Origin of the sequence: Tolypothrix sp. VBCCA 56010, assembly GCF_050875635.1 — a bacterium.
In the GTDB taxonomy this organism is placed as follows: Bacteria; Cyanobacteriota; Cyanobacteriia; order Cyanobacteriales; family Nostocaceae; genus Hassallia.
On record NZ_JBPAOH010000083.1, the window covers coordinates 1 to 22,307 of the forward strand.

Annotated in this window: 23 protein-coding genes and 1 other RNA gene; 14 read left to right on the plus strand and 10 right to left on the minus strand. The window is 42.3% G+C overall.

Annotated elements, in window-relative coordinates:
- Window positions 1-476: 476 nt before the first annotated feature.
- The 7 genes from corA to AABK37_RS24620 all read left to right on the plus strand — a co-directional run bounded on the left by corA (window position 477) and on the right by AABK37_RS24620 (window position 5,096).
- On the plus strand, window positions 477-1,610 hold the full coding sequence (corA, locus tag AABK37_RS24590) for a magnesium/cobalt transporter CorA (protein WP_432554147.1): 1,134 nt from the start codon (window positions 477-479) through the stop codon (window positions 1,608-1,610).
- Between the two features lie 64 nt (window positions 1,611-1,674).
- Window positions 1,675-2,385, plus strand: a complete 711-nt coding sequence (locus AABK37_RS24595) for a hypothetical protein (RefSeq protein WP_432554148.1) — start codon at window positions 1,675-1,677, stop codon at window positions 2,383-2,385.
- A 55-nt stretch (window positions 2,386-2,440) separates the two neighbouring features.
- An RNA gene (gene rnpB, locus AABK37_RS24600) (RNase P RNA component class A) lies at window positions 2,441-2,875 on the plus strand.
- 7 nt (window positions 2,876-2,882) lie between these two features.
- Window positions 2,883-3,014 (plus strand): hypothetical protein, encoded by a 132-nt coding sequence (locus tag AABK37_RS24605; RefSeq protein WP_432554149.1) that lies wholly within the window; start codon window positions 2,883-2,885, stop codon window positions 3,012-3,014.
- Complete coding sequence (gene rnc, locus AABK37_RS24610) at window positions 2,977-3,696, plus strand: ribonuclease III (RefSeq protein ID WP_089126608.1); 720 nt, start codon at window positions 2,977-2,979, stop codon at window positions 3,694-3,696. The genes AABK37_RS24605 and rnc overlap by 38 nt, the downstream gene beginning before the upstream one ends.
- A gap of 53 nt (window positions 3,697-3,749) precedes the next feature.
- A complete protein-coding gene (locus tag AABK37_RS24615) occupies window positions 3,750-3,908 on the plus strand; it encodes a hypothetical protein (RefSeq protein WP_432554150.1) in 159 nt (52 codons plus the stop codon).
- 3 nt (window positions 3,909-3,911) lie between these two features.
- Window positions 3,912-5,096 carry a Gfo/Idh/MocA family protein gene (locus AABK37_RS24620; RefSeq protein WP_432554151.1) on the plus strand — a complete coding sequence of 395 codons (1,185 nt, stop codon included), beginning with the start codon at window positions 3,912-3,914 and terminating at the stop codon, window positions 5,094-5,096.
- A 65-nt stretch (window positions 5,097-5,161) separates the two neighbouring features.
- On the opposite strand, the gene AABK37_RS24625 is transcribed toward AABK37_RS24620, so the two are convergent.
- The gene (locus AABK37_RS24625) at window positions 5,162-7,255 is read right to left on the minus strand and encodes an ATP-binding protein (RefSeq protein ID WP_432554152.1); all 2,094 of its coding nucleotides are present in this window, start codon (window positions 7,253-7,255) and stop codon (window positions 5,162-5,164) included.
- Between the two features lie 285 nt (window positions 7,256-7,540).
- On the opposite strand from AABK37_RS24625, the gene AABK37_RS24630 reads away from it, so the two are divergent.
- The 3 genes from AABK37_RS24630 (at window position 7,541) to AABK37_RS24640 (ending at window position 10,115) form a co-directional block, all read left to right on the plus strand.
- On the plus strand, window positions 7,541-8,233 hold the full coding sequence (locus AABK37_RS24630; protein ID WP_432554182.1) for a RibD family protein: 693 nt from the start codon (window positions 7,541-7,543) through the stop codon (window positions 8,231-8,233).
- 204 nt (window positions 8,234-8,437) lie between these two features.
- Window positions 8,438-9,619 (plus strand): GNAT family N-acetyltransferase, encoded by a 1,182-nt coding sequence (locus tag AABK37_RS24635; protein ID WP_432554183.1) that lies wholly within the window; start codon window positions 8,438-8,440, stop codon window positions 9,617-9,619.
- 112 nt (window positions 9,620-9,731) lie between these two features.
- Entirely contained in the window at window positions 9,732-10,115 is a 384-nt protein-coding gene (locus AABK37_RS24640; protein ID WP_432554153.1) for a DUF4346 domain-containing protein, read from the plus strand.
- 69 nt (window positions 10,116-10,184) lie between these two features.
- On the opposite strand, the gene psb32 is transcribed toward AABK37_RS24640, so the two are convergent.
- Window positions 10,185-10,925, minus strand: a complete 741-nt coding sequence (psb32, locus tag AABK37_RS24645) for a photosystem II repair protein Psb32 (protein WP_432554154.1) — start codon at window positions 10,923-10,925, stop codon at window positions 10,185-10,187.
- Window positions 10,926-11,626: 701 nt separating this feature from the next.
- On the opposite strand from psb32, the gene surE reads away from it, so the two are divergent.
- Entirely contained in the window at window positions 11,627-12,307 is a 681-nt protein-coding gene (gene surE / locus AABK37_RS24650; protein ID WP_432554155.1) for a 5'/3'-nucleotidase SurE, read from the plus strand.
- Window positions 12,308-12,449: 142 nt separating this feature from the next.
- Here surE and AABK37_RS24655 read toward each other — a convergent pair whose 3' ends face one another.
- Window positions 12,450-12,782 carry a hypothetical protein gene (locus tag AABK37_RS24655; protein WP_432554156.1) on the minus strand — a complete coding sequence of 111 codons (333 nt, stop codon included), beginning with the start codon at window positions 12,780-12,782 and terminating at the stop codon, window positions 12,450-12,452.
- A gap of 593 nt (window positions 12,783-13,375) precedes the next feature.
- Here AABK37_RS24655 and AABK37_RS24660 point away from each other — a divergent pair.
- Window positions 13,376-14,053, plus strand: a complete 678-nt coding sequence (locus AABK37_RS24660; protein ID WP_432554157.1) for a sugar transferase — start codon at window positions 13,376-13,378, stop codon at window positions 14,051-14,053.
- Between the two features lie 87 nt (window positions 14,054-14,140).
- Here AABK37_RS24660 and AABK37_RS24665 read toward each other — a convergent pair whose 3' ends face one another.
- The 4 genes from AABK37_RS24665 to AABK37_RS24680 form a co-directional block, all read right to left on the minus strand.
- Window positions 14,141-14,794 carry a HupE/UreJ family protein gene (locus AABK37_RS24665; RefSeq protein ID WP_432554158.1) on the minus strand — a complete coding sequence of 218 codons (654 nt, stop codon included), beginning with the start codon at window positions 14,792-14,794 and terminating at the stop codon, window positions 14,141-14,143.
- A gap of 136 nt (window positions 14,795-14,930) precedes the next feature.
- Window positions 14,931-15,617, minus strand: a complete 687-nt coding sequence (locus AABK37_RS24670) for a Uma2 family endonuclease (RefSeq protein ID WP_432554159.1) — start codon at window positions 15,615-15,617, stop codon at window positions 14,931-14,933.
- A 68-nt stretch (window positions 15,618-15,685) separates the two neighbouring features.
- Entirely contained in the window at window positions 15,686-17,017 is a 1,332-nt protein-coding gene (locus AABK37_RS24675) for a sensor histidine kinase (RefSeq protein WP_432554160.1), read from the minus strand.
- Between the two features lie 111 nt (window positions 17,018-17,128).
- Window positions 17,129-18,880: an ABC transporter ATP-binding protein gene (locus tag AABK37_RS24680; RefSeq protein WP_432554161.1), complete on the minus strand. Its 1,752-nt coding sequence runs from the start codon at window positions 18,878-18,880 to the stop codon at window positions 17,129-17,131.
- On the opposite strand from AABK37_RS24680, the gene AABK37_RS24685 reads away from it, so the two are divergent.
- Window positions 18,868-19,101 (plus strand): hypothetical protein, encoded by a 234-nt coding sequence (locus AABK37_RS24685; RefSeq protein ID WP_432554162.1) that lies wholly within the window; start codon window positions 18,868-18,870, stop codon window positions 19,099-19,101. The two genes, AABK37_RS24680 and AABK37_RS24685, sit on opposite strands and share 13 nt — an antisense overlap.
- Before the next feature lie 181 nt (window positions 19,102-19,282).
- Here AABK37_RS24685 and AABK37_RS24690 read toward each other — a convergent pair whose 3' ends face one another.
- Window positions 19,283-19,987: a hypothetical protein gene (locus AABK37_RS24690; RefSeq protein WP_432554163.1), complete on the minus strand. Its 705-nt coding sequence runs from the start codon at window positions 19,985-19,987 to the stop codon at window positions 19,283-19,285.
- 532 nt (window positions 19,988-20,519) lie between these two features.
- Here AABK37_RS24690 and galE point away from each other — a divergent pair.
- Window positions 20,520-21,518 carry a UDP-glucose 4-epimerase GalE gene (gene galE, locus AABK37_RS24695; protein WP_432554184.1) on the plus strand — a complete coding sequence of 333 codons (999 nt, stop codon included), beginning with the start codon at window positions 20,520-20,522 and terminating at the stop codon, window positions 21,516-21,518.
- Here the strand turns inward: galE and AABK37_RS24700 are convergent.
- Window positions 21,427-21,624: a hypothetical protein gene (locus tag AABK37_RS24700; RefSeq protein ID WP_432554164.1), complete on the minus strand. Its 198-nt coding sequence runs from the start codon at window positions 21,622-21,624 to the stop codon at window positions 21,427-21,429. The two genes, galE and AABK37_RS24700, sit on opposite strands and share 92 nt — an antisense overlap.
- The gene (locus tag AABK37_RS24705; protein ID WP_432554165.1) at window positions 21,621-22,244 is read right to left on the minus strand and encodes a hypothetical protein; all 624 of its coding nucleotides are present in this window, start codon (window positions 22,242-22,244) and stop codon (window positions 21,621-21,623) included. The genes AABK37_RS24700 and AABK37_RS24705 overlap by 4 nt, the downstream gene beginning before the upstream one ends.
- Window positions 22,245-22,307: the final 63 nt, after the last annotated feature.

Sequence of the window (22,307 nt, forward strand, 5' to 3'; positions counted from 1 at the left end):
ATGCACAAGATAAGAAATTTGAGAGCGTGCGTAAGTCCTATTGATAACCCAAGATAACCCACAACACAGGGTTAATATATTTTTGCCAAAGTGGGATGCTCCCGTTGTCAGGTTTGGGTAAGGCGATCGCTTCAAATTCATGACTCGATTATCCGACAATTTCCAAATCTTCTAGCGATAATAAAGAAGCTAATCTTTAAGGAAACAACGTTTGATTATCTATTAATAAAATTTTCGTTATTAAAATAGAAATAAATTGAGCGGTAAACCGCTCACTACAAAGTATAAGTACATTTTATATTTAATTACGCGCACTCAATTCATGTAATTGTTTAATGACGAAATAAAATTTTATAACATTACGAATTTAAATTGATAAAATTAATTTAAAAAAATCCATCTTGCCTTTTTGCAAGTTCAAAAGTCAAGATAAGATAATTTTTGACTAATTAATGACTTGTTACAGGTAAAAGTACATGATGAGAAAACTTCGTCGCCTTCCTCTAAAATTAGTTAAGCCAAAGGATGATGAGGAGGAAGACTTTTTTCACCGACCGGGTGATATGCCGGGAACTATCATTATTGATGCCGACGCTCCACCACCGATAATATTCCTGATTGATTATAACAAGACTAACGTAGTTCGCAAGCAACTGAATACACCAGAGGAGTGTGCCCCTTATTTGGATAAAGAATCTGTTTCTTGGGTGGATGTGCAAGGTCTAGGCAGTATGGACATTTTGCAGCGACTGGGAAAGGTGTTTGATTTGCATCCTTTGGTTTTAGAAGATGTGGTAAATGTACCAGAGCGTCCCAAAATAGAGGATTATGACAATCAATTAGTGATAATTTCGCGCATGGTGGTGCCAAAAGAGAGAGTATGTGGCTTTTACAGCGAACAAGTGAGTTTGGTATTGGGGAAACATTACCTGCTGACAGTGCAGGAGGAACCAGAACATGATTGCCTAGAAGGAGTGCGATCGCGAATTCAAAAAGGTAAAGGCATTATCCGCTCATCAGGAGCCGATTATTTAGCTTACACTCTGTTAGATGCGATAATTGATGGGTTTTTCCCAGTGCTGGAACTTTACGGCGATCGCATTGAAGAGTTAGAGGAAGAAGTCATAATCAATCCTACACGCAAAACTTTACAAAAAATATATCAACTTAGGCGAGAATTACTGCAACTGCGTCGCGCTATCTGGCCCCAGCGGGATGCGATTAATTCTTTAATTAGAGAGGGCAACGATCTAATCAGTGACGAGGTGCGAATATACTTACGAGACTGTTACGACCACGCAGTACAAGTGATGGACATGGTGGAAACCTACCGAGAACTTGCATCTGGGTTGATGGACGTGTATCTTTCAGCAGTGGGTAACAGAATGAATGAAGTCATGAAACTGCTAACGGTGGTGTCGGCAATTTTTATTCCGTTAACTTTTATTGCAGGTTTGTATGGAATGAATTTTGAGTATATGCCAGAACTGAAATTGCATTGGGGTTATCCAGTTTGTTTAGCAGTGATGGCAGCGATCGCATTCGGGTTAATATTCTTTTTCTGGCGAAAAGGCTGGCTAGAAAATGCTTCCACAATTAAGCACGATTAAAGATTTCACATGGGCAATGAATCGAATATCTATTCACATTAGCAGGGAGTCTATATTCTGAATTATGAGAGGAACAGGCGATCAGAATTTATTTGTTTTGACGTTTTATATAATTGGCGTCACTTACACTTTCAATCGGATGATTGAATCAATCGACGACCAAATTAAATTTGAATATCAAAAAAAAGACGTCGATGAACAACTAAAAGAACAAAATATCCAAGACCATGTAGGCATTTCCTTTAAATTTAAAGCCTCGAACTCACTTGAGGATGTGAAAGAGTTGTCAATTAGCATTGAGAATAAATCCGATAATCTTGCCGTATACGCTGACTGGGACAATAGCTCTATAGTAGTCGAACATAAGAAGCAATCGCGCAGAGTCATTCGTAAATCACCAGACTTAACCCGCGACTTAGCTGTACCCCAAAGTCCGAGCTTAGTTGCTCCCAAGAAAACACTTACAGAAGCGGTGACAGCAGAAGATGTTTTCCAGCGCGATGTAACAACCGGAACCTACACACCCCAAAAACCGATAGTTGATATTACAGGGCTGGAAAAAAGTCCCGTCAAAGCGCAAAGGATTTTGTACAGCGACTTTATGAAACAAAGAACAAAGTTGGATTTTTCGCTACAACTAGTGCTGAGGATATCTGATGTACGTGTCGGTCTAGCTCCAGGTGTGAATATCCCTGAGATGTGCATTATCAATTGTCCCTTCGTAGTTAGAAAACTACCTTGGACATACGCTTTACCTTGGAATAAAAAGAGATAAGTTAATCTCAAAGCGGACACACGACCCCATCCTTGATTACACTTGATTATGGGAGAGAGTAGGCGCAGGTGGTTGCAGATCAGTTTCGTTGAAACTAATTTGAGGAAAGTCCGGACTCCCGAAAGACCAAACTTGCTGGATAACGTCCAGTGCGAGCGATCGTGAGGATAGTGCCACAGAAAGATACCGCCGGGGCTAAGAATTGGGGACTAGGAACTAGGGACTAGGAAGAAATTTTCCCAGTCCCCAGTCCCTAGTCCCCAGTCCCCAACCCCCGGTAAGGGTGCAAAGGTGCGGTAAGAGCGCACCAGCAGCGTTGAGAAGCGCTGGCTCGGTAAACCCCGGTTGGGAGCAAGGCCAGAGGAACTACGGTTGGTCTTTTACCAGTTCCGTTCTAAAAGAGCCGCTAGAGGCGTTTGGTAACAAGCGTCCCAGATAGATAACTGCCCTCGCAAGAGAACAGAACCCGGCTTACGATCCGACTCTCTCCCCCATTTTTGTCCAATGCCCAATGCCCAATGACGCCAGATGCTTCAAGTCGGGAAACCCGCCCAACGCACTGGCTCCCCAATGCCCAATGCCCAATGACCAATGACTCTCGCTTATCCACGCCGTCAACGACAGCTTGAAAACTTAGTACAAAAATTAGGTCTGTCAACACAAGCACCTATAAAGTGGCAGCTTCTTGATTTGGCGCTGACTCATCCAACTGTTTCTGAGTCGGCAAATTATGAACAACTGGAGTTTGTCGGCGATGCGGTGGTGCGCTTGGTGGCGGCTGTTGTGTTGTGGGAAAATTATCCAGATTGCCCAGTGGGAGATTTTGCGGCAATTCGTTCGGTGTTGGTAAGCGATCGCATTCTCGCTCAATTGGCAAAAGAATACGGTTTGGAGCTATATTTACTCGTCGCTGGCAGTGCTACCGCTGATAAAGTTGGTCAAGAGTCACGACTGGCAGATGCTTTTGAAGCCGTCCTCGGAGCGCTTTATCTGAGTACTCAAAATCTCGAACTTATTCACCCTTGGCTAGATCCCCACTTCAAACAATTAGCAGCAGAAATTCGCCTCGATCCCGCCAGATTGAACTACAAAGCCGCTTTACAAGAATGGACTCAGGCTCAATTTAAAGTTTTACCTGAATATCGAGTTGTAGAAATTAATCTACCGCACCACAATCAAGAACGTTTCATGGCTGAAGTCTGGCTGCACGGCAAAAAACTCGGTCAAGGCAAGGGACGCTCGATTAAAGGTGCCGAGCAAGCTGCTGCAAAAGTAGCTTTTTTTGCAATTAGCTCTCAGGATAAACACTGAAGCTAAAACTCGCTTAATAAGCTGATAATCAGTTGGTTGTTGGTTGTTGGGCAATGGGCAATGGGCAATGGGCAATGGGCAATGGGCAATGGGCAATGGGAATAAAGCCAAATTTCGATCTCAGCCCACTTGGACGCTTGCCCCATGCCCCATGCCCCATGCCCCATGCCCCATGCCCCACTATCCACTATCCACTAGCTAATAACTATTAACCAATGATTAAAATCGCTGTTATCGGAGTTGGGCGTTGGGGTGTGCATTTGCTGCGGAATTTTTTACAACATCCCGATGTAAGTGTTGCTGCGGTAGTAGACCCGAATCCAGAACGATTAGCAGCAGTAAAACAGCAGTTTAACTTAGATAATACTGTAATATTAACAACCCAGTGGCACGAACTTAAGCATCTGCCTGGGTTGCAAGCTGTGGTAATTGCTACTCCCGCCATCACTCATTACTCTTTAATTGCCGATGCATTACGCTGGGGATACCACGTTTTAGCAGAAAAACCTCTAACTCTAGACCCAACAGAATGCCAGGAATTATGTCAGTTAGCAGAACAACTGAACTTAATTTTGATGGTTGACCACACTTATTTATTTCACCCAGTAGTTGAGCGAGGGCAAACTGTAGTTCAGGCTGGGAAATTAGGTGATTTCCGTTACGGCTACGCTACCCGCACGCATTTGGGACCAGTCCGCCAAGATGTCGATGCTTTATGGGACTTAGCGATTCACGATATAGCCATTTTTAATAATTGGTTAGGTCAAACACCCGTGAAAGTACAGGCAACGGGTACAGTTTGGCTACAGGGAGCAGTGGGGGAGATGGGGGAGAGGGGGGAGATGGGGGAGAGGGGGGAGACAAGGGAGACAAGGGAGAGAAATTCCTCCTTGTCCCCCTTGTCTTCCTTGTCCCCCTCATCCCCCTCATCCCCCTCATCTCAAAATCAAGGACTAGCAGATTTAGTCTGGGTGACACTTACGTACCCGGATGGCTTTCAAGCTTACATACACTTGTGCTGGCTCAATCCGGATAAACAGCGGCGGCTTGTGGTTGTGGGAAGCCTGGGCAGCTTGATTTTTGATGAAATGTCAACGGAAGCACCTTTGACGCTGCTACATGGTGAGTTTGTGGTCAAGCAAAATCAATTTATACCCGTGAATCAAAGCCGCGAGGTGTTGGAAGTAGAAACAAGCGAATCATTGCAGCGGGTTTGCTCAAACTTTGTTAACTGCATCCAGGAGAATACTCCGTCAATGATTTCGTCTGGCTGGGTAGGCACAGAATTGGTGCAAATTCTCACGGCTTTGACAGAATCTCTCAAAGAAAATGGTAAATCTGTTTTTCTGGACATTAAGGATGATTTGACAAATAATGTCGATAAATTTGACGTATTGTAGAGACGTTCCATTGGAACGTCTCTACGATTCATCCAACGGATTATTCGATGCCAGAATTTGCATATCTAACGATAAGTCGTTCGCAAAGTGTCTGCACCGGAAGTATCTCGCACTTCTCTCCATATTCCTATCTCTTCGGAAGTTCCCATTGAAGGAAGTCTATGCTCGGATTTTTCTACATCTATTATTCCTTTGGGAGAAGGAAAAATGTTTTCTTGAGAACTAATTTCCTTTATTTCTTTGATTTGATTTGCGCTTCTGTGTTCTGAAACGTCTTGATGTGCTGAAGTAGATAACACCGAGGTATCAATTAAGGGTAAAGCGATCGCAATCGTGGTGCCTTGGTTAATACCCGCACTCTCTAGAGTAATCGTACCTCCCATGAGTTCGATTAAGTTTCGTGAAATCGCCAGTCCCAATCCTGTACCTTCAAATTTATGCGTGTTTGCATTATCTGCCATCACAAAGGGGCGAAATAGTTTATGCTGTTGGGCAGGATCGATGCCCACACCTGTATCTGTGACGGTGATAATCACCTGAGATTGACTAAAACTATTTTCGATTTCTGTGGCGATCGCAATGCTTCCGCTTTCGGTAAACTTAGTTGCGTTGCCAATCACATTAATTAAAACTTGTTTGAGTTTAGCTGCATCTGCCTTAATTGGAATTACTTCCTCTCCTAAATCAATTTTTAATTGCAAGCCTTTTTTTTGCACATTCACTGATTGCAAATTAATCACCTCTTGCAATAATTTTCGCAGGTCAATCGGTTCTGTTACAACTGAAAGCTTGCCTTCTTCAATTTTGGAAAGGTCGAGTAAATCATTAATGATTCCTAACAAGTGAATTGCGGCTTTATCGGCATGTAAAAGATACTCCATTTCTTCTTCACGGCTATCGCACATGCCATCTTTAACTAGCTGAACACAGTTAATAATGGTATGAAGTGGATTTCTCAACTCATGGGAAGTTGTCGCTAAAAACTTGCTTTTGAGATGATTGGCGGTTTTCGCTTCTTTCCAAGCTATTTCTAATTCTTCTGCCCAAGCTTTAAGCCTTTCTACCATTTGGTTTAGTGCTTGCGCTAGTTGATTGAATTCTCTAATTTGAAAGTTGTGCGGAATTGATTCGGCAGAATGATGACTGTTAAGATTTAGGGCATAGTCTCGCAATTTTTCTACAGGACGTGCTAAGTAACGACCTAAATACAACGATGCCAACACACTCACGCTAATTAAGCCAAATGTTAAAGCGAGTAAAATTAGTTTGATTTCCCCAAGCCCAAACAAAGCATTATCTAAACTTGTAACGGCTAAGACAATCCATTTTTGCTGCTGTTGATTTGTAATTGGATTGGGAATAGCTGTGTATCCAGCTACTAATTCTATGCCTTCTTTTTGTTCTCCTTCTTTGAAATATAAAGTTACAGAATCTCGTTTTCCGGCGATCGCACGTTTCAATATCATTTCTAGCCGAGAAGCATCTGGATGCTGTTTGATATTAGTCCCCACTCTTGCTGGCAGTGGGTGTGCTAAAATTGTCCCATCTTCAGCAATTACTACTGTAGAGCCTGTTAATGAACCCCGCTTATTTTTTATCTGTTGGTGTAATGCTGTCTTAATTCTTAAGGCGTAATGCAAGTTACCAAATCTATCGTATACTGGGGCAGATAAAAGTAATTGCAGTTGATTTTTTGAATCTTTTTTACCAGTTTTCCCGTCTAGTGATGGTGAAATTGCCTGAACTTGAATTTTGTCATTAGGTAAAGGTAATTTTAATTCAGCAATTGGTTGCTCACCACAAGTACTAGCAATAATATTACCGTTTCGCAGATTTGCTAATTGAATACATTCTATGTGAGTTGGCAATTGCTGTGCGATCGCGTTGATAAATTGTTGCGCTTCCCCAGAAGAACCAGACTTAATAACTGTTGTTTGACTGGCACTTAACAAGTTAGATTTTAAAGCTGCGATCGCATCAACAATCTTCTCCCCTTTAATCTGAGAGCTTTCTGTTAAGTTTTTCCTGGCAGTTTCTAACAGACTAGAACGTGCCTTGTTTAATGCGAGAATTTCTCCTGCTAATAAAACTGGAACGAACAGCAGTAAAATTCTTGACACTAAAATTCGACGGAAAGATGATTGACTGGGTTTAGTCATCGACAGTCTCACTTCGAAGAAAGCAAACCAAAACAGTAACGATATGCTCTTAAAATAGCTATATGAGACATTTTGTCAATTTATAACAATTTTATTTCTAGCTATTAAAAGTAACAAATCGGGAAATTCCAAAAAGAAACTTGCTATACAAAAAGTCTTTGAGGTAACTGTAACATAATTTGTTACAGATAGATACACTTGTGAAATAAAGCAAAACAGTTTTTGCTAATATCCGGATTTTTTGATAATTTACACACCAACAAGGAAAATATCAAAATCAACTTAATCATGCAACATCGTCCTCATACCACTGTAGTTATGGCAATGAGTGCAGATGGCAAAATCGCAGATGTCAGGCGATCGCCTGCGCGATTTGGCTCTTTAGCTGACAAAGCACACCTGGAAAAGCAAGTAGCTGCCTCTGATGCCATTTTGTTTGGTGCTGGTACTCTTCGGGCTTACGGTACAACACTCACCGTATCGCATCCACAACTGCTGCAACAAAGAACACATTTGGGTAAATTTGCCCAACCAGTTCATATAGTAGTTACACACTCAGGCAAGCTAAATCCGGAAATTCACTTCTTTAAGCAGCCAGTTCAACGCTGGTTGCTAACTACAACAGCAGGAGCGCTGTTTTGGCAAGGCAGGACAGAATTTGAGCAAATTTTAATTTTTGAAACACCAACAGAAAAAATTGACATTTTTACTGCCTTACAACATCTGACGAATCTAGGTATAACACGCATAGCCGTACTCGGTGGTGGTAGTTTGACTGCCTCCATGCTGGAATTGAATTTAATTGATGAATTATGGCTTACTGTCTGTCCGCTGATTTTGGGCGGTGCTAGTGCGCCCACACCAGTGGATGGTATAGGATTCTTACCACAATTGGCTCCCAGGTTGCAACTACTAGAAGTTCAGACTTTTGAACAAGAGGTGTTTTTGCACTATCGGCTGCAACCATTAATAGATTAGATTATAGCGGTTCTCACTTGTGTCAAATACCCAAATGCAGTAGGGACAATTCATGAATTGTCCCTACTGCGTTCGCCCTGGTATTGCATCCAACACCAAAACCGCTATATTTGACCGAACCAATGTCCCACCCAACGCGCTTTGGTAGGTGCTGGTAAGTTACCCTAAAAAAAGCTTTTGCAAAGTTTTGTATCTCCACCTCCAATGGTCGAACAACTCAAGCCTCGCTATTCTGCTGCCTGGATTAACAAAATTGCTGAAATTCCCCGTCAGGCGTGGGATGCTTTAGCAATGCCACTCAAAACCCCGTTTTTAGAGTGGGAATGGCTGAATAATCTAGAAACTTCCGGCAGCGCAACTAGAAAAACTGGTTGGTTGCCAAATCACTTGACAGTGTGGCGAGACAGAACGCTGATTGCTGCCGCCCCACTCTACCTGAAAGGACATAGTTATGGTGAATTTGTTTTCGATCACCAGTGGGCAGAGTTAGCCGATCGCATTGGTGTGCGCTATTACCCGAAGCTGTTGGGAATGACACCGTTTACCCCAGCAGAAGGCTATCGATTTTTAATTGCACCCGGAGAAGATGAAGATGAAATAACATCGCTGATGGTGCATGAAATTGACGCTTTCTGCACCAAAAATCGTATTTCTGGCTGTCATTTTCTCTACGTAGATCCCGAATGGCGACTTGTTTTAGAACGCCTAGGCTTTACAACTTGGCTGCACCACAGCTACATCTGGGAAAATCTCGGCTTTAACACTTTTGATGATTATTTAGGTGTGTTTAACGCCAATCAACGTCGCAATATCAAACGCGAACGCAAAGCGGTGGAGAAAATCGGTTTACGATTGGAAAAACTCACAGGTGATGAAATTCCTCAGTCTTTGTTTCCTTTGATGTACGAATTCTACGCCGATACTTGTGATAAATTTGGCTGGTGGGGTAGTAAGTATTTAACAAAGCAATTTTTTGAGCAGTTACACGCTAATTATCGCCATCGGGTATTGTTTGTTGCTGCATACAGCGAGCAAGATAATCGTCAACCGCTGGGAATGTCTTTTTGTTTATATAAAGGCGATCGCCTTTATGGTCGTTATTGGGGGAGTTTTCAAGAAATAGACAATTTGCATTTTGATGCTTGCTATTATTCACCAATTGAATGGGCGATCGCTAACGGAATTCAAAGTTTTGACCCCGGTGCTGGGGGTCGTCATAAAAAACGTCGCGGGTTTCCGGCTATGCCCAATCACAGTTTGCACCGCTTTTATAATAGTCGTTTAGAACAGATTTTACGCCCTTATATTCGTGAGGTGAATGAACTAGAACAGCAAGAAATTGATGCGATTAATCAGCAGTTGCCGTTTAGTCAAAAAGATTCTTAAGGAAAACGAACCGCCAAGAAACTAAGAACGCCAAGGAAGAGAAGGGAGAAGAAAGAATTACACTTGAGAAGAAGTGTAAAAACCTAGATTAAATTTAATTTTTAGAGTGACTATGGATTTGACAGCTGAAAATTTGGCGGCAATTGATGACAAGCTTTCTGGGCGTCATATTGACCTTGACCCAGCCGGATATTTTATTATTTATCTGGATCGGGAAGCGGGTTTAATTTCTGCCAAGCATTTCACAAACGTGATTGATGAGCAAGGTTTAGCTGTCGATCCAGAAACGGGAAAAGTGATTCCAGCACGGGGTAAGGTGCAAAGAACTCACACAACAGTATTTACAGGGAGGACAGCTAAGGAACTTTGTATAAAGATTTTTGAAGAAACTCAGCCCTGTCCGGTAAGTCTTTTTGACCACGCAGCTTATTTGGGTCGCGAATTTGTCCGCGCTGAGGTTGCTTTGGTGACAGGGCAAGAGTATGTTCAAGATTAAATGAGGGAGTGGGGAGTGGTGAGTGGGGAGTGGGGAGTGGTGAAAGTCCCTACTCCCTACTCCTACTCCTTATTGCCCGCCAGAAGATGGTTGAATTACTAGATAGATGTAGTAAGTTGCCATCGGGATGACGGTTGCGGCGATTAAAAGTCCTACTACCCAAGCAGTAGCGTTACCTTTGATATTTTCGGTTTCTTCTGCTTTTTTAAATGTGCCTTCTACTTGGATTTCGGCGATTTGGGGTGGTCCTGGGTCGGGTTGACCGGAGAGGACGGCTACAAGGCGATCGCTTGCATCGAGAAATGCTTGATTGTATTTGTTACCGTTTCTTAATGGTTCTGCCAAGGTTTCAGTCGCGATACTATTAGCGATCGCTTCTGGCATCAAAGACTTGACTTTATCGCCACTAATAATAGCCGTACCGTTGGTAACGGTGTCAATCATCAGTATGCTTTGATTTGCTCTTTGCTCTTTTGTCGGAAACCATTTTTCAAAAAGGCTTTTGGTAAAGCTTTCCGGTGTTTCTCCGTAGTCTAGACGGCGAACTGTCACTATTCTTACTTCATTCCCAGTTTGCTTTGCCAAATCTTCCAAAGCACTGCTAATTTTACCTTCATTAGAAAGGCTAATAACTTCGCCTTTATCCACAACCCAGGTGCTGCCTGGTGTAAGATTCGGCATATCATATACACCTGTCGCCAAAGCGGGTGTCGCAACCAGCGACGAAGCCAAAATTATCATCACCAGGGGCAGAATAAGCCGTACTAGGTGTTTTGTCATGCTAAATACTTGATTGAGGAGCTGTTTCATAAAATGAATCCTTCATACCTTCTTTCGACAAAATACTACACAACTAATGTAAAAAATCACATCTTTAACTGCTTTTCTCCACTTTTCCGTTTAAGGATACGGTGTAGGCAGTAGAAAAACTTAAAACCCCTGATTCTTTCGTAGTAAGCGTTTTAACGCTTATAAGTAAAACCACGGTAGGGTGCGTTAGGGAACCCTAACGCACCGTAATAGAATCACTCCCTGAGCGCAAAACATATCCTAAGTAGCGATAATTCATGAATTATCGCACTCGTAAATTAAGGAACTAATAAGGTTTAAAGCGTAAGTCCTAAGAATTAGAAGGTGCGAAGCGCCGAAAGTACGGCATCCTACATTTGATGTTTTTTCAAGTTGATGTACTTATTTGGGGAAAGGTCATCCAGCCAAATCGAACATTCGACCAGGTGGGATATTGTGCTCACGCTCCGTTGAATCTAACTTCAAACCCAGGCAAATTTATGTTACAGCTTGATTGAAGAAAAACCGTCCCAGCCTTGGGTTTTGGGATTAACCCAAGTGCTTGGGAGCGGACTCTGTAAACGATGTGTTAATTATATCCTATGGAGAAATTTATCAGCAAGTTGCTTGATGGGTTGCAACGTGCTAGCAGGGAAAGACACATGAAAGCACTTTCGTTGTAAATTTGAGCGCAAGATTTGGAATTTTGAAGCAAAAAATATATGACTCTCATCCTCACCAATGACGACGGAATCGACGCTCCCGGAATTAAATCGCTGCTCAAAGCTGTCAACGGTCAAGATATAATTATCGCCGCTCCCAAACACCATCAATCGGGTTGCGGACATAAAGTAACTACAACTCGTCCCATTCACTTACAGCGACGTTCTGACCGCGAATATGCGATCGCCGGCACTCCCGCCGATTGTATCAGAATAGCATTATCACAAATTACCAAAAATGTCAAGTGTGTTTTATCGGGGATCAACGCTGGGGGAAACTTAGGAGTTGATGCGTATATTTCCGGAACTGTTGCCGCTGTCAGGGAAGCTGCGATGCACGGTATTCCCGGAATCGCGGTTTCTCACTATCGTAAAGGCAAGCTGAATGTAGATTGGGATGTAGCGGCAAGATGGACAGAAGGCGTTTTAGCTGACTTACTTCAGCGTCCTTTAGAGCCTGGGTGTTTTTGGAATGTTAATTTACCACATTTAGTGCCGGGAGAACCAGATCCAGAAGTTGTATTTTGCCAACCTTGTACCAAACCGTTACCGATTAATTACCGAGTTGACGGCGATGATTTTTATTATGCAGGAGAATATAGCAAACGCGATCGCACTCCAGGCAGCGATGTCGATGTATGTTTTTCCGGTAAAATTGCTGTCACTCAGTTAAAAGTTTAACTTTTTGGGTGTAAGTCGCACTCATCTAACGGGGAAAAGCAAGTCCCAAAGAAAAATTTAATATTATCTAGTGGTCTTGACCGAAGATTGTTCGCTTGCTACTTTATCTTCGGATATCCTCGTTAGATGCGAACGTTATAGTTCATCCTTCAGATGTACCTTGAATCAATGCCATCAAGCGGTCTAAGGTATGTGTCAGATGATTTAGCCTTTGCAGTGTATCATCCTGAGATTCAGCAAGGGTCTGCACTGCATCACATAATGCCAAAATTTGATAACCCTGTTGCTGTACCTGCTTTCCCTGTTCTTCTACTTGCACGCTGATAGTATCTACTCTTTCAGCAAAACGTTCAATAGTTTCCGTGGTAGCAAGTACTGCTTCCCCTATTTGTTCAACAATGGATTCTAAACGATTTATTTTAACTTCGACTCCTGCTGATACCGTATCTCTAACACCCCAAGATTGAGAAAGCATAAAAGTAATCTCTCTACTAATGTTTGAATAAGTTAATACAGGCAGCACAATGCATTCGCTGCTATTGTGATACTGTTTGCGATTTTATTCCTCGGTGCTTTTGCTGAATATATGAAGAAGAGTTGTTTTTCTAGTTGTGACGCAAGCGATCGCTTACGTCACATCTACTATTTACATTGTGTCAGCAGCACCATCTGACCCATTACTCAGTAAAATCTATCTTCATCAGGATGCTTTGTGCATCTGTGCTGTGATACTGATTTAACGCGGCTTGAATTTCTCAGCCTCGCTTTTTGCAGGCTGACTGACGGCAAAACGAGTGAAGTGGGAAATTTTCTTTAGTATACGCACTCATTTAGTAGAAAATTCTAACATAATTTTATCTTGTATTCAGATTTAAAAATATTTTTCATCCACCATAAGTAATATTTAATTAGCTTCACATTAAGTTTATCAAATATGACGATCTCAATCTGATTGATGAAGATTCAGTGAAACTACTGGGGACATGGATTTTCTTTTCCTGAAGCTAAGTCTATAGTCGAATTAAAGCTCCGTGATTTTACGTTCTTCGCTTAATATTCGGCTCGGCAATGTACCAAACACCATTAAAAACCGTTTTCCAGGGTGCAACTTCACAAGTTTGGGAATTAGCACTTACCCCTCACCCATCAGTGCAGTCTAAACTTAAACGTTGTTTAGATATTTTCGGAAGCTTGATAGGACTTTTGATTTTAGCGATCGCCTTTGTGCCGATAGCACTGGCAATTAAAATCGATAGTCGCGGTCCAATTTTCTTCGCTCAAGAACGTTATGGACTACAAGGACGTTCATTTCGTATGCGTAAATTCCGCTCGATGGTTGTTGATGCCGAAAAATTAAAATCATTAGTGGATAACGAAGCTAATGGACTTTTATTTAAAAATAAAAATGACTTCCGTGTAACAAAAGTCGGGCGCTTTTTAAGAAGTACCAGCTTGGATGAACTTCCCCAGTTTTGGAATGTGCTAGTAGGCGAAATGAGTTTAGTCGGAACCCGTCCCCCTACCGCTGATGAAGTAGCTTACTACAATCAGCGTCACTGGCAACGTTTAAATGTTAAACCAGGGATGACTGGTGAATGGCAAGTTAACGGTCGTTCAAGCGTGAAAAATTTTGAACAAGTGGTCGATTTAGACTTGCGTTATCAAGCAAATTGGCATCCGCTATATGACTTGCAGTTGATTTTGAAAACAATCTACGTCATATTTGCAAAAGTAGGAGCTTTCTAGGAACTTAGTTGTTTAGGGGTAATTGCTAATAAGTATTGGCTCATACCATTTCGCAATTACCAACATTTACCGATAAATTAAAGTGATTTATATTATCGAATAGCTAAGAAAAACGATGCCGATGGCCCAAAAAGCGAAGCCGACGAAGCGAATATTCTCAAGTTTTCCTATGCCGATTGTATTGCCAATTTCTCTGGCACTCATGGCAACAACAAATTGAGTCAAGGTTAAACCCAGCATATAAGTAATTTGTGAACCGATTGGTGTCTCTAAAATCGCTTGACCATAAGTATAACCGTGAAATAAACCAGCTGTAGCCGTCAGCAGCACCAGTACCATTAGATTTGGTTGATTGGGAATTGCCAGCATAACCGCAAAAACGATTGTGAAAAAAGCGATCGCTGTTTGGGCACCTGGTAAATCCAGATATAATAGATGATTGATAGTGCCTAAAAGTGTTGCTAGCACAAAGCCTGCGGGTACTAAAGCCCCACGCACAACTACACCAGAGAGTAAGCCAATAGCAACCACACTAACCATATGATGCAACCCTAGTACAGGATGTGCTAACCCCCCCAGAAAGCCATCAAACCAGTTAGAAATGGCTAGGTGTTGTGTCAGCGTAAATGAACTCAGCAGGCTAATTAGAAGTAGAGAAGCGATCGCGTAAACATGGCGATACACTAACTTAGATCCAGGAAACTCTAAAGAAACACGATTTGATAACTCAGTGTGAAACATCGTTTATGCCAAATAGTTTTTTTGAGGTTATTTATAGTGCCCAAATCTCAAAAAAACTAACGCATGTTTTCATCTTTGAGATCCCCTTGAGATCCCCGACTTCTTAAAGAAGTCGGGGATCTTGTGGGATCTTGTCCTAAAGTGCATCTGGATCGATATTCAACTCTCTGAGTTTAGCGGCTAATTTTTGCGCTTTCTCTTCTGCTGCTTGTCGTGCGGCAGCTTCTTCTTCATAAGTTAGCAGTGTTTTGCCTGTTGCTGCATCGTAAAAGCGCATATCCCCATACTTAACTCGTAACTCTAGCCGTAAAACTTCACTGGTTAGAGACACAGTACCATCTTCTAAGGTATTACTAGCAATCGGGAAATAATTGCCCTCGACTAAGCGTAAACCCTGAAGTTGAGGAGTAAGATAATCACCTGTAGGGTCATATTGGAAATATTCACGCACTCCTAAAAAAGCGTAGATTCCTTTCTTTGCACCTTGGTCTTTACTGCGGGTTGCTTTTGAGGTAATTTCTAAAACAAAATCAGGACTTTTATTGTTTTCTTCCCAAGTTTTGTAAGAACGACGTTGGCGATTTTCAACTCCAAAAACTACAAAGACATCTGGGGCAACAACTGCTTCTGGATTACCTTTTTCGTAGTAAATAAATAGATTTCCAGCAACATATACATCAGAACGGCTTTGAAAAAATACTTTTAGCGCACTTATACCATAAGTTAAGTAGCTGCACTGGATATCACCTTCAGCCATTGGCTTACCGTCGTCATCCGGGTATTCAATTGGGGTAACGGGGATATACTCTATAGAGACTGTCATAGTAATCCGTCAAAACTACGATTAACTTGAATGTAGCAGTAATGTGCGGTGAATGGCGCTACAAACAATTAATTATGTTTTACATGAATCGGAATCTGGATGATAAACTCTGTACCTTCAAGCGGTGCGGAAATACACTTCAACTGACCCCCATGTTTGTCAATAATTTGGTAGCTAATCGACATCCCTAAACCTGTACCTGAACCGACAGATTTTGTCGTAAAGAACGGGTCAAACATTTTTTGCTTTACTTCTTCTGTCATCCCACAGCCATTGTCATAAAACCGAATCATCACTTGATTATTGTCTGCAACTTTAGTATAAATGCGAATTTGCGGTTTATCGTTTGGTAAAAGTATGGCATCTCCATTATCAGTTGTTTTGCCACTAACCCTAAGTGTTCTAACTAAAGTCACTTTCTGACAACTGACCATTGATTCCTCTAAAGTATCAATGGCATTAGTTAGGATATTCATAAACACTTGATTAATTTGTCCGGCATAGCATTCGACTTTAGGCAAATCGCCATATTCTTTAATAACTTCAATAGCTGGATAATTTGTTTTAGCTTTTAAACGATTTTGCAAAATTACAAGAGTACTATCAATACCTTCGTGTAGATCAACTTTCTTTATTTCCGCTTCACCTAATCGAGAGAAATTCCGCAACGATAAAACTATCTCGCGGATGCGATCGCTTCCCATTTGTATGGAAGATAAAATTTTTGGGAAGTCTGCTTTAATAAAATCAAGGTCAATTTCTTCTGCATAAGCATGAATCTCTGGTATTCTACAGGGATAATATTTTTCATAAAGTGAAATCAAACTGAACAAATCTTGCACATGGTTATGTGCCGGGGCAATATTGCCATAAATAAAGTTAGCAGGATTGTTAATTTCGTGGGCAATTCCTGCAACTAACTGTCCTAAAGAAGACATTTTTTCAGTTTGAATTAGTTGAGCTTGTGTATTTGCCAGTTCCTGAAGAGCAAGTTTCAATTGGCAGTTAGCAGTTTCTAGTTGTGCTGGACTTGGCAAAGCTATTGCCTTGGGAATTACTGGTAGCAGTGCAATAGCTGTAGACAAAGAAACCAAGGCAGTAATAACTTTGATGAAAGCGGATAGCCAGTAAGTCGGATGCCAAAGCGTCCACACGTCCATTATGTGTGTTGTTCCACAAGAGACGATAAAAGCTCCAAATAATAGAATTATCCATTTGAAGGGTAAATCCTCTCGCTTTTTGACAAAGTAGACAAGGATAACCGGGATAGAGTAATAGACTAGGGCAATCAGAGAATCTGATGCGATATGCATCCACACTAACCAAGGTTTCCAGAGGTAACAATGTCCATGTGGAATGAATGAACCACCACTAAAAAAGCTTTGCAAAAATTGCAGCATCTGAGTAAATACTGAGTATAATTATTTTAAACGTCATGCTGACAAATTATACGCGCTGCAATGATAATTGTCCCTACTGTCAATAATTTTTACTGTTCGTATTCTAAAAACTTAATGCAATAATTCTTCTACTTGATGCTGACTCCATAAAGTTCTGTAAAGCCCCGGTTGCTGTACAAGTTCTAAGTGATTGCCTGTCTGGACAATTCTACCTTTGTCCATCACAATAATGCGATCGGCAACAGCAGCGGCAGATAATTGATGAGTGATAAAAACAACAGTTTTACGTTGCGTACCACCAGAGAGATTTTTTAAGATTTGTGTAGCTGTTTGATTATCAACGCTGGAGAGGGCATCATCCAAAACTAACACTGGGGCATCAACTAACATTGCTCTAGCTAAAGCTGTGCGTTGTCGCTGACCGCCAGAAAGAGTAATACCACGTTCTCCTACCAAAGTCTCGTATTGTTGCGGAAAATTAATAATTTCTGGGTGAATTTGTGCGAGATGGGCAGCTGATTCTACATCTTGTTGTTCGCTGAAAGGATCGCCGTAGCGGATATTATTTTTGATGGTGGTACTAAATAGAAAGCTATCTTGAGGAACGTAGGCGATCGCATTTCTTAAATCTGCCAACTCTATTTGGGTGATGTCTTTACCATCCAAAAATAACTGCCCTGATTCAATATCTAACAAACGTGGCAAAGCATTCGCCAAAGTTGATTTACCCGAACCGATCGCACCGACAATTGACACAGTTTCCCCAGGAGTAATGGTAAAGTTAACTTTATCTAAAGCTGGGGTGGTCGCACCCGGATAAGTGAAACTGAGATTTTTCGCAGACAGTTCCCCTTTAATTGTGTCTAAAGGTAGATGTATAGCGGCGCTTGTGTCTTCAATTTGTGGTGTGACAGAAAGAATTGCCTGAATGCGATCGATACTAACTTCACCGCGTTGATAAGTAGTAATTGTAAATCCTAACAAAGTGGTGGGGAAAACTAAACGCTCTACACAAAGCAACAGTGCGACAAAATCGCCCACGCTGAGGTTTCCCGAAGCTATCCGCGTTGCCCCCAACCAGATAATAATTAGCGAACTGAGAGTAGCGAGTCCGCCAATTAGGGGGAATAATCGATTTCGGGTGTTCGCTAATTGCAGGTTAGCCTGAAATAAATTCTTATTTTTTTCCCAGAAAGCGCGACGCTCGTTTTCTTCTTGGGCGTAGATTTTAATTAGGGCAATGCCTGATATATCCTCTTGGATGAGATCGCTGATGTCGGAAAGTTTTTCTTGAACTGCTGCTTGTTGGTTGCGTAAGCGATCGCTAAACACATGCACCAACAAAAACATCAATGGATAAACTGCCAGAGATGCTAATGTCAAATCCACACTCAAAGACAGCATCACCGGCAGCGTCAAGGCATAGGCAAACACAGTATTTGCCAAACTTAATACAGCAAAACCCAACAACCGCCTGATATTATCTACATCACTGGTGGCTCTACTAATCAAATCACCAGCAGTATTGATCGCAAAATAAGCCGGCTCTAGTTTCAGTAAATGTTCAAAAATCTGTTGTTTCAAGTCAAATTCTACCTGACGCCCCACCCCAAACAGCCAGATGCGCGAAGCTATACGCATTAACCACATCGACGTACTCAGAAAGAAGATCGGTACTACAGAATTTAGTACTTGGTTCCAGCTAAAGCTGGCTGAAAGTTTGTCAACTGCCGAACGAATTAATAAGGGGATATAAACCCCCAAACCGTTGACAATCAACAAAGCAATAATACCTAAAGTCGCCTCCCGCCAATGGGGACGCATGTAAGCACCGAGTTTAGCAAGTCGTCGTGATTGTGCCATTTAAAGCGAATGGGGAATGGGGACAAGGGAGACAAGGGGACAAGGGGGACAAGGGAGACAAGGAGACAAGGAGACAAGGGGACAAGGGTACAAGGAGACAAGGAGAATTTTTTCATAATACTCCCCTTGTCTCCCCCTCCCCCCCTCTCCTCATCCCCCCCTCCCCTTGTCTCCCCCTCTCCTTGTCTCCCTATTCTTTCAGGGGAATGAGAAATGGGTAATAGAACCTCTATTCTAAAGAAAGTTTTTTCAGGATGCTTATTCTTCCTGGACTCGACTCTAAGCTGAGGGAATTCTGGGCGGGACTTATGAAAGCAATAAGTAAAAAAGTAAAAGAATTGCCCCATAAATTTAGGGGCTTGCATCCTTTTAATTTTACCTTTTACCTTGGACTGAAGCGCGTTACCTACCACGCAAGAAGAAGTAAGTCTGGTTGAGATAACTTTCCCAAACTCGCGTTGTTAGTGACAGTGTTTCTGCATTGGGTACAAAGTCTTCTAGTCGCAATCCTCGTCTGGTGATATCCGCAGGATTTTGCAACAGGTAGGGTGGAACTTTAATCTCCAGGTTGTTTAATGCTATGGTTGCCACATTTGTATCCACAGCAGGTAGAATGCGCGAGCCTGCGACGACATCAGAAATAATTGCATCAGGCGATCGCCCCAATGCTACTAGTGTCCCAGATGTTGACGCGAGGCGGTAATTTTCGATTTGACTGGCGATTGAGGGTGAACCTACCATTGCCACAGGCGATCTAACTAAGAAATAGGCAACAGCTGGTGTACTTGCCAATATTAAAATCGTTAGCGCCCAGCCAAGCAAGTATCCGCCTGGTTTGTCTATTGCTCCACCCTTGATTCTTTGAGCTGCAAACATCATCATCAACATTGATGCTCCCAAAGGCTTGAGCGGAAATGACACCACTCTCCACAACGAAGCCACCGCCGGTTCATTAGGATTAATAAACGACAGCGCTAAAACGAGCAACAAAATAACTACGATCAATCGTCCGCCAAAATTTCCTGAGGGATAAAATCTCTGGAACAAAGAATAGACGATTGTGCCAACAAGCAGCCAGAGGAGTACCCGGCTTAACAGTAGAAACATACATTTACTCTCAAATCTTCTAGTGCGATGAGCGCTAGTTTGGTGAGTCCACCACTGCGGAGGAAAACCTGACGCAGGTTAGTAGGCGCGAACCCCTAAGGGTCAGCCTAAAGGTTTTGGGCAGTTGATTGATTTTATTGTCAAATTGTAAGCACATTGTTACCTGACTACAAATACATCACAACGCCACTCCCCAAGAATGGGGGTGACTCCCCTCACACAAAGACTACCGTCGTAGTGATTTTAGAGCAATTTTGTGATATTGGACGCAGTATTTATAATTTTTCAGGTCAAATTAAGTATGTTCGCGTAACGTTTTTGCGATTGAGAAGGATAAAGTTAAGACTCCACCGGAGTTGTGGAGGATTTGAAGTCGGATGCTTTGCTTAATTTTTTTCTCCACAAATAAGTCTGGAGGTAAGCAAGTAGGTATGAAGGATAAAAAAGTTCATCATTCATGCTTTCTTCCAACAGTCATCTGCCATTAGTAAATTAAATTGATTAAGTGGTTATGAAATTAAACATGAAAACTATGTCGTCGGAAAAGCCCTGTATTTTGGTAACTGGGGGAGCTGGATATATTGGCTCTCATACGGTGCTTGCTTTATTGCAGGCGGGATATGAGGTGATAATACTGGATAATCTCGTATATGGGCATCGTGACTTGGTAGAAAACGTTCTAAAGGTAGAACTGATAGAAGGAGATACAGGCGATCGCCCTTTGTTAGATAACTTATTCTCTACCCGCAATATTGCCGCTGTCATGCACTTTTCTGCTTACGCCTATGTGGGAGAATCGGTTACTGACCCGGCAAAATACTACCGCAATAATGTTGTCGGCACTTTAACGCTGTTAGAAGCAATGCTGGCAGCTTCTATTAAGAAATTTGTCTTTTCTTCCACTTGTGCCACTTATGGTGTACCGGAAGTTGTGCCAATTCCCGAAGACCATCCCCAAAATCCAATTAATCCCTACGGTGCAACTAAGTTGATGGTAGAACGGATTCTTTCTGACTTTGATACGGCTTACGATTTCAAATCAGTACGTTTCCGCTACTTTAACGCTGCTGGTGCCGATCCTCAGGGTCGCTTGGGTGAAGATCACAACCCAGAAACTCATTTAATTCCTTTGGTGCTACAGACAGCTTTAGGCAAACGCGAATTTATCTCAATTTTTGGCACTGATTATCCCACGCCTGATGGTACTTGTATTCGCGATTATATTCATGTTAACGATTTAGCAGACGCTCATGTTTTGGGGTTGAAATATCTCTTAGACGGTGGTGACAGTGAAGTTTTCAATTTAGGCAATGGTAATGGCTTCTCTGTCAAAGAAGTTATTGAAACAGCCAAGCTTGTCACAGGACGTGAGATTGCTGTCAAAGAATGCGATCGCCGTCCTGGGGATCCACCATCACTCATCGGTAGCGGTGACAAAGCTAGAAAAATCCTAAACTGGCAACCTCAATATTCATCCTTGAAAGATATTCTCGTTCACTCCTGGCAGTGGCATCAGCAAAGGCATAAATAGGGAATGGGGCATTGGGCATTGGGCATGGGGCATTGGGCATTGGCAAGGGTGGGGGAACCCCACCCCTACTTGTCCCCCTTGTCTCCTTGTCCCCCCATCTCCTCATCTCCTTCGTTGCTGTACGATAAACACGATGCCTGCTAATGCAAGAGCTGATAAAGCGATCGCTATCGGTATAAACCCGCTTTTTCTATCTTCTACCGTATCATTGACATTTTGGATATTTTGTGTATCTGTGGCTGATGCTGAACCGGCGGCAACAGTGACTTCAAAGTTTAACTTAAACGGTCGGAAACTTTCCCCAGATGCAGGTTTGCCGCTGAGTTGTAGCAGATAAGCTCCGGGCTTGGGGAATGTAATTTCTGAACCGGGAATGCCTTTATATCGCTCGGCGGTAATAGCTTGCAAGGATGGCTCAAGCAGTGCTGGCTCTTTTGGTGAATGAGGTTCAGCGTAAACAGCTAATTGGCAATTACACTCTTTTAAGGGGATAACCTTTCCACCTTTACGGGTGAGAGCAACCCAAACTTGGGAAGGTTCTCCAGCACGGGGATTATCGTTTGGTTGAATGTGGAGTGTACCGCCAACATCTGCCGCTGTTTTGACGTTATGGGCAGAGGCTACAAAGGCAGAAGGCAAAAGGCAGAAGGCATAAGGCAGAAGGCAGAAGGCATAAGGCAGAAGGTAAGAAACCTTTTTCATACTTGGTGGTGATTTTTTTTTCATCGCGACTGCCTCCCGAAACATGAGGCAGAGCCTCTTGTAAAATGTTCCCAGGCTGAACCTGAG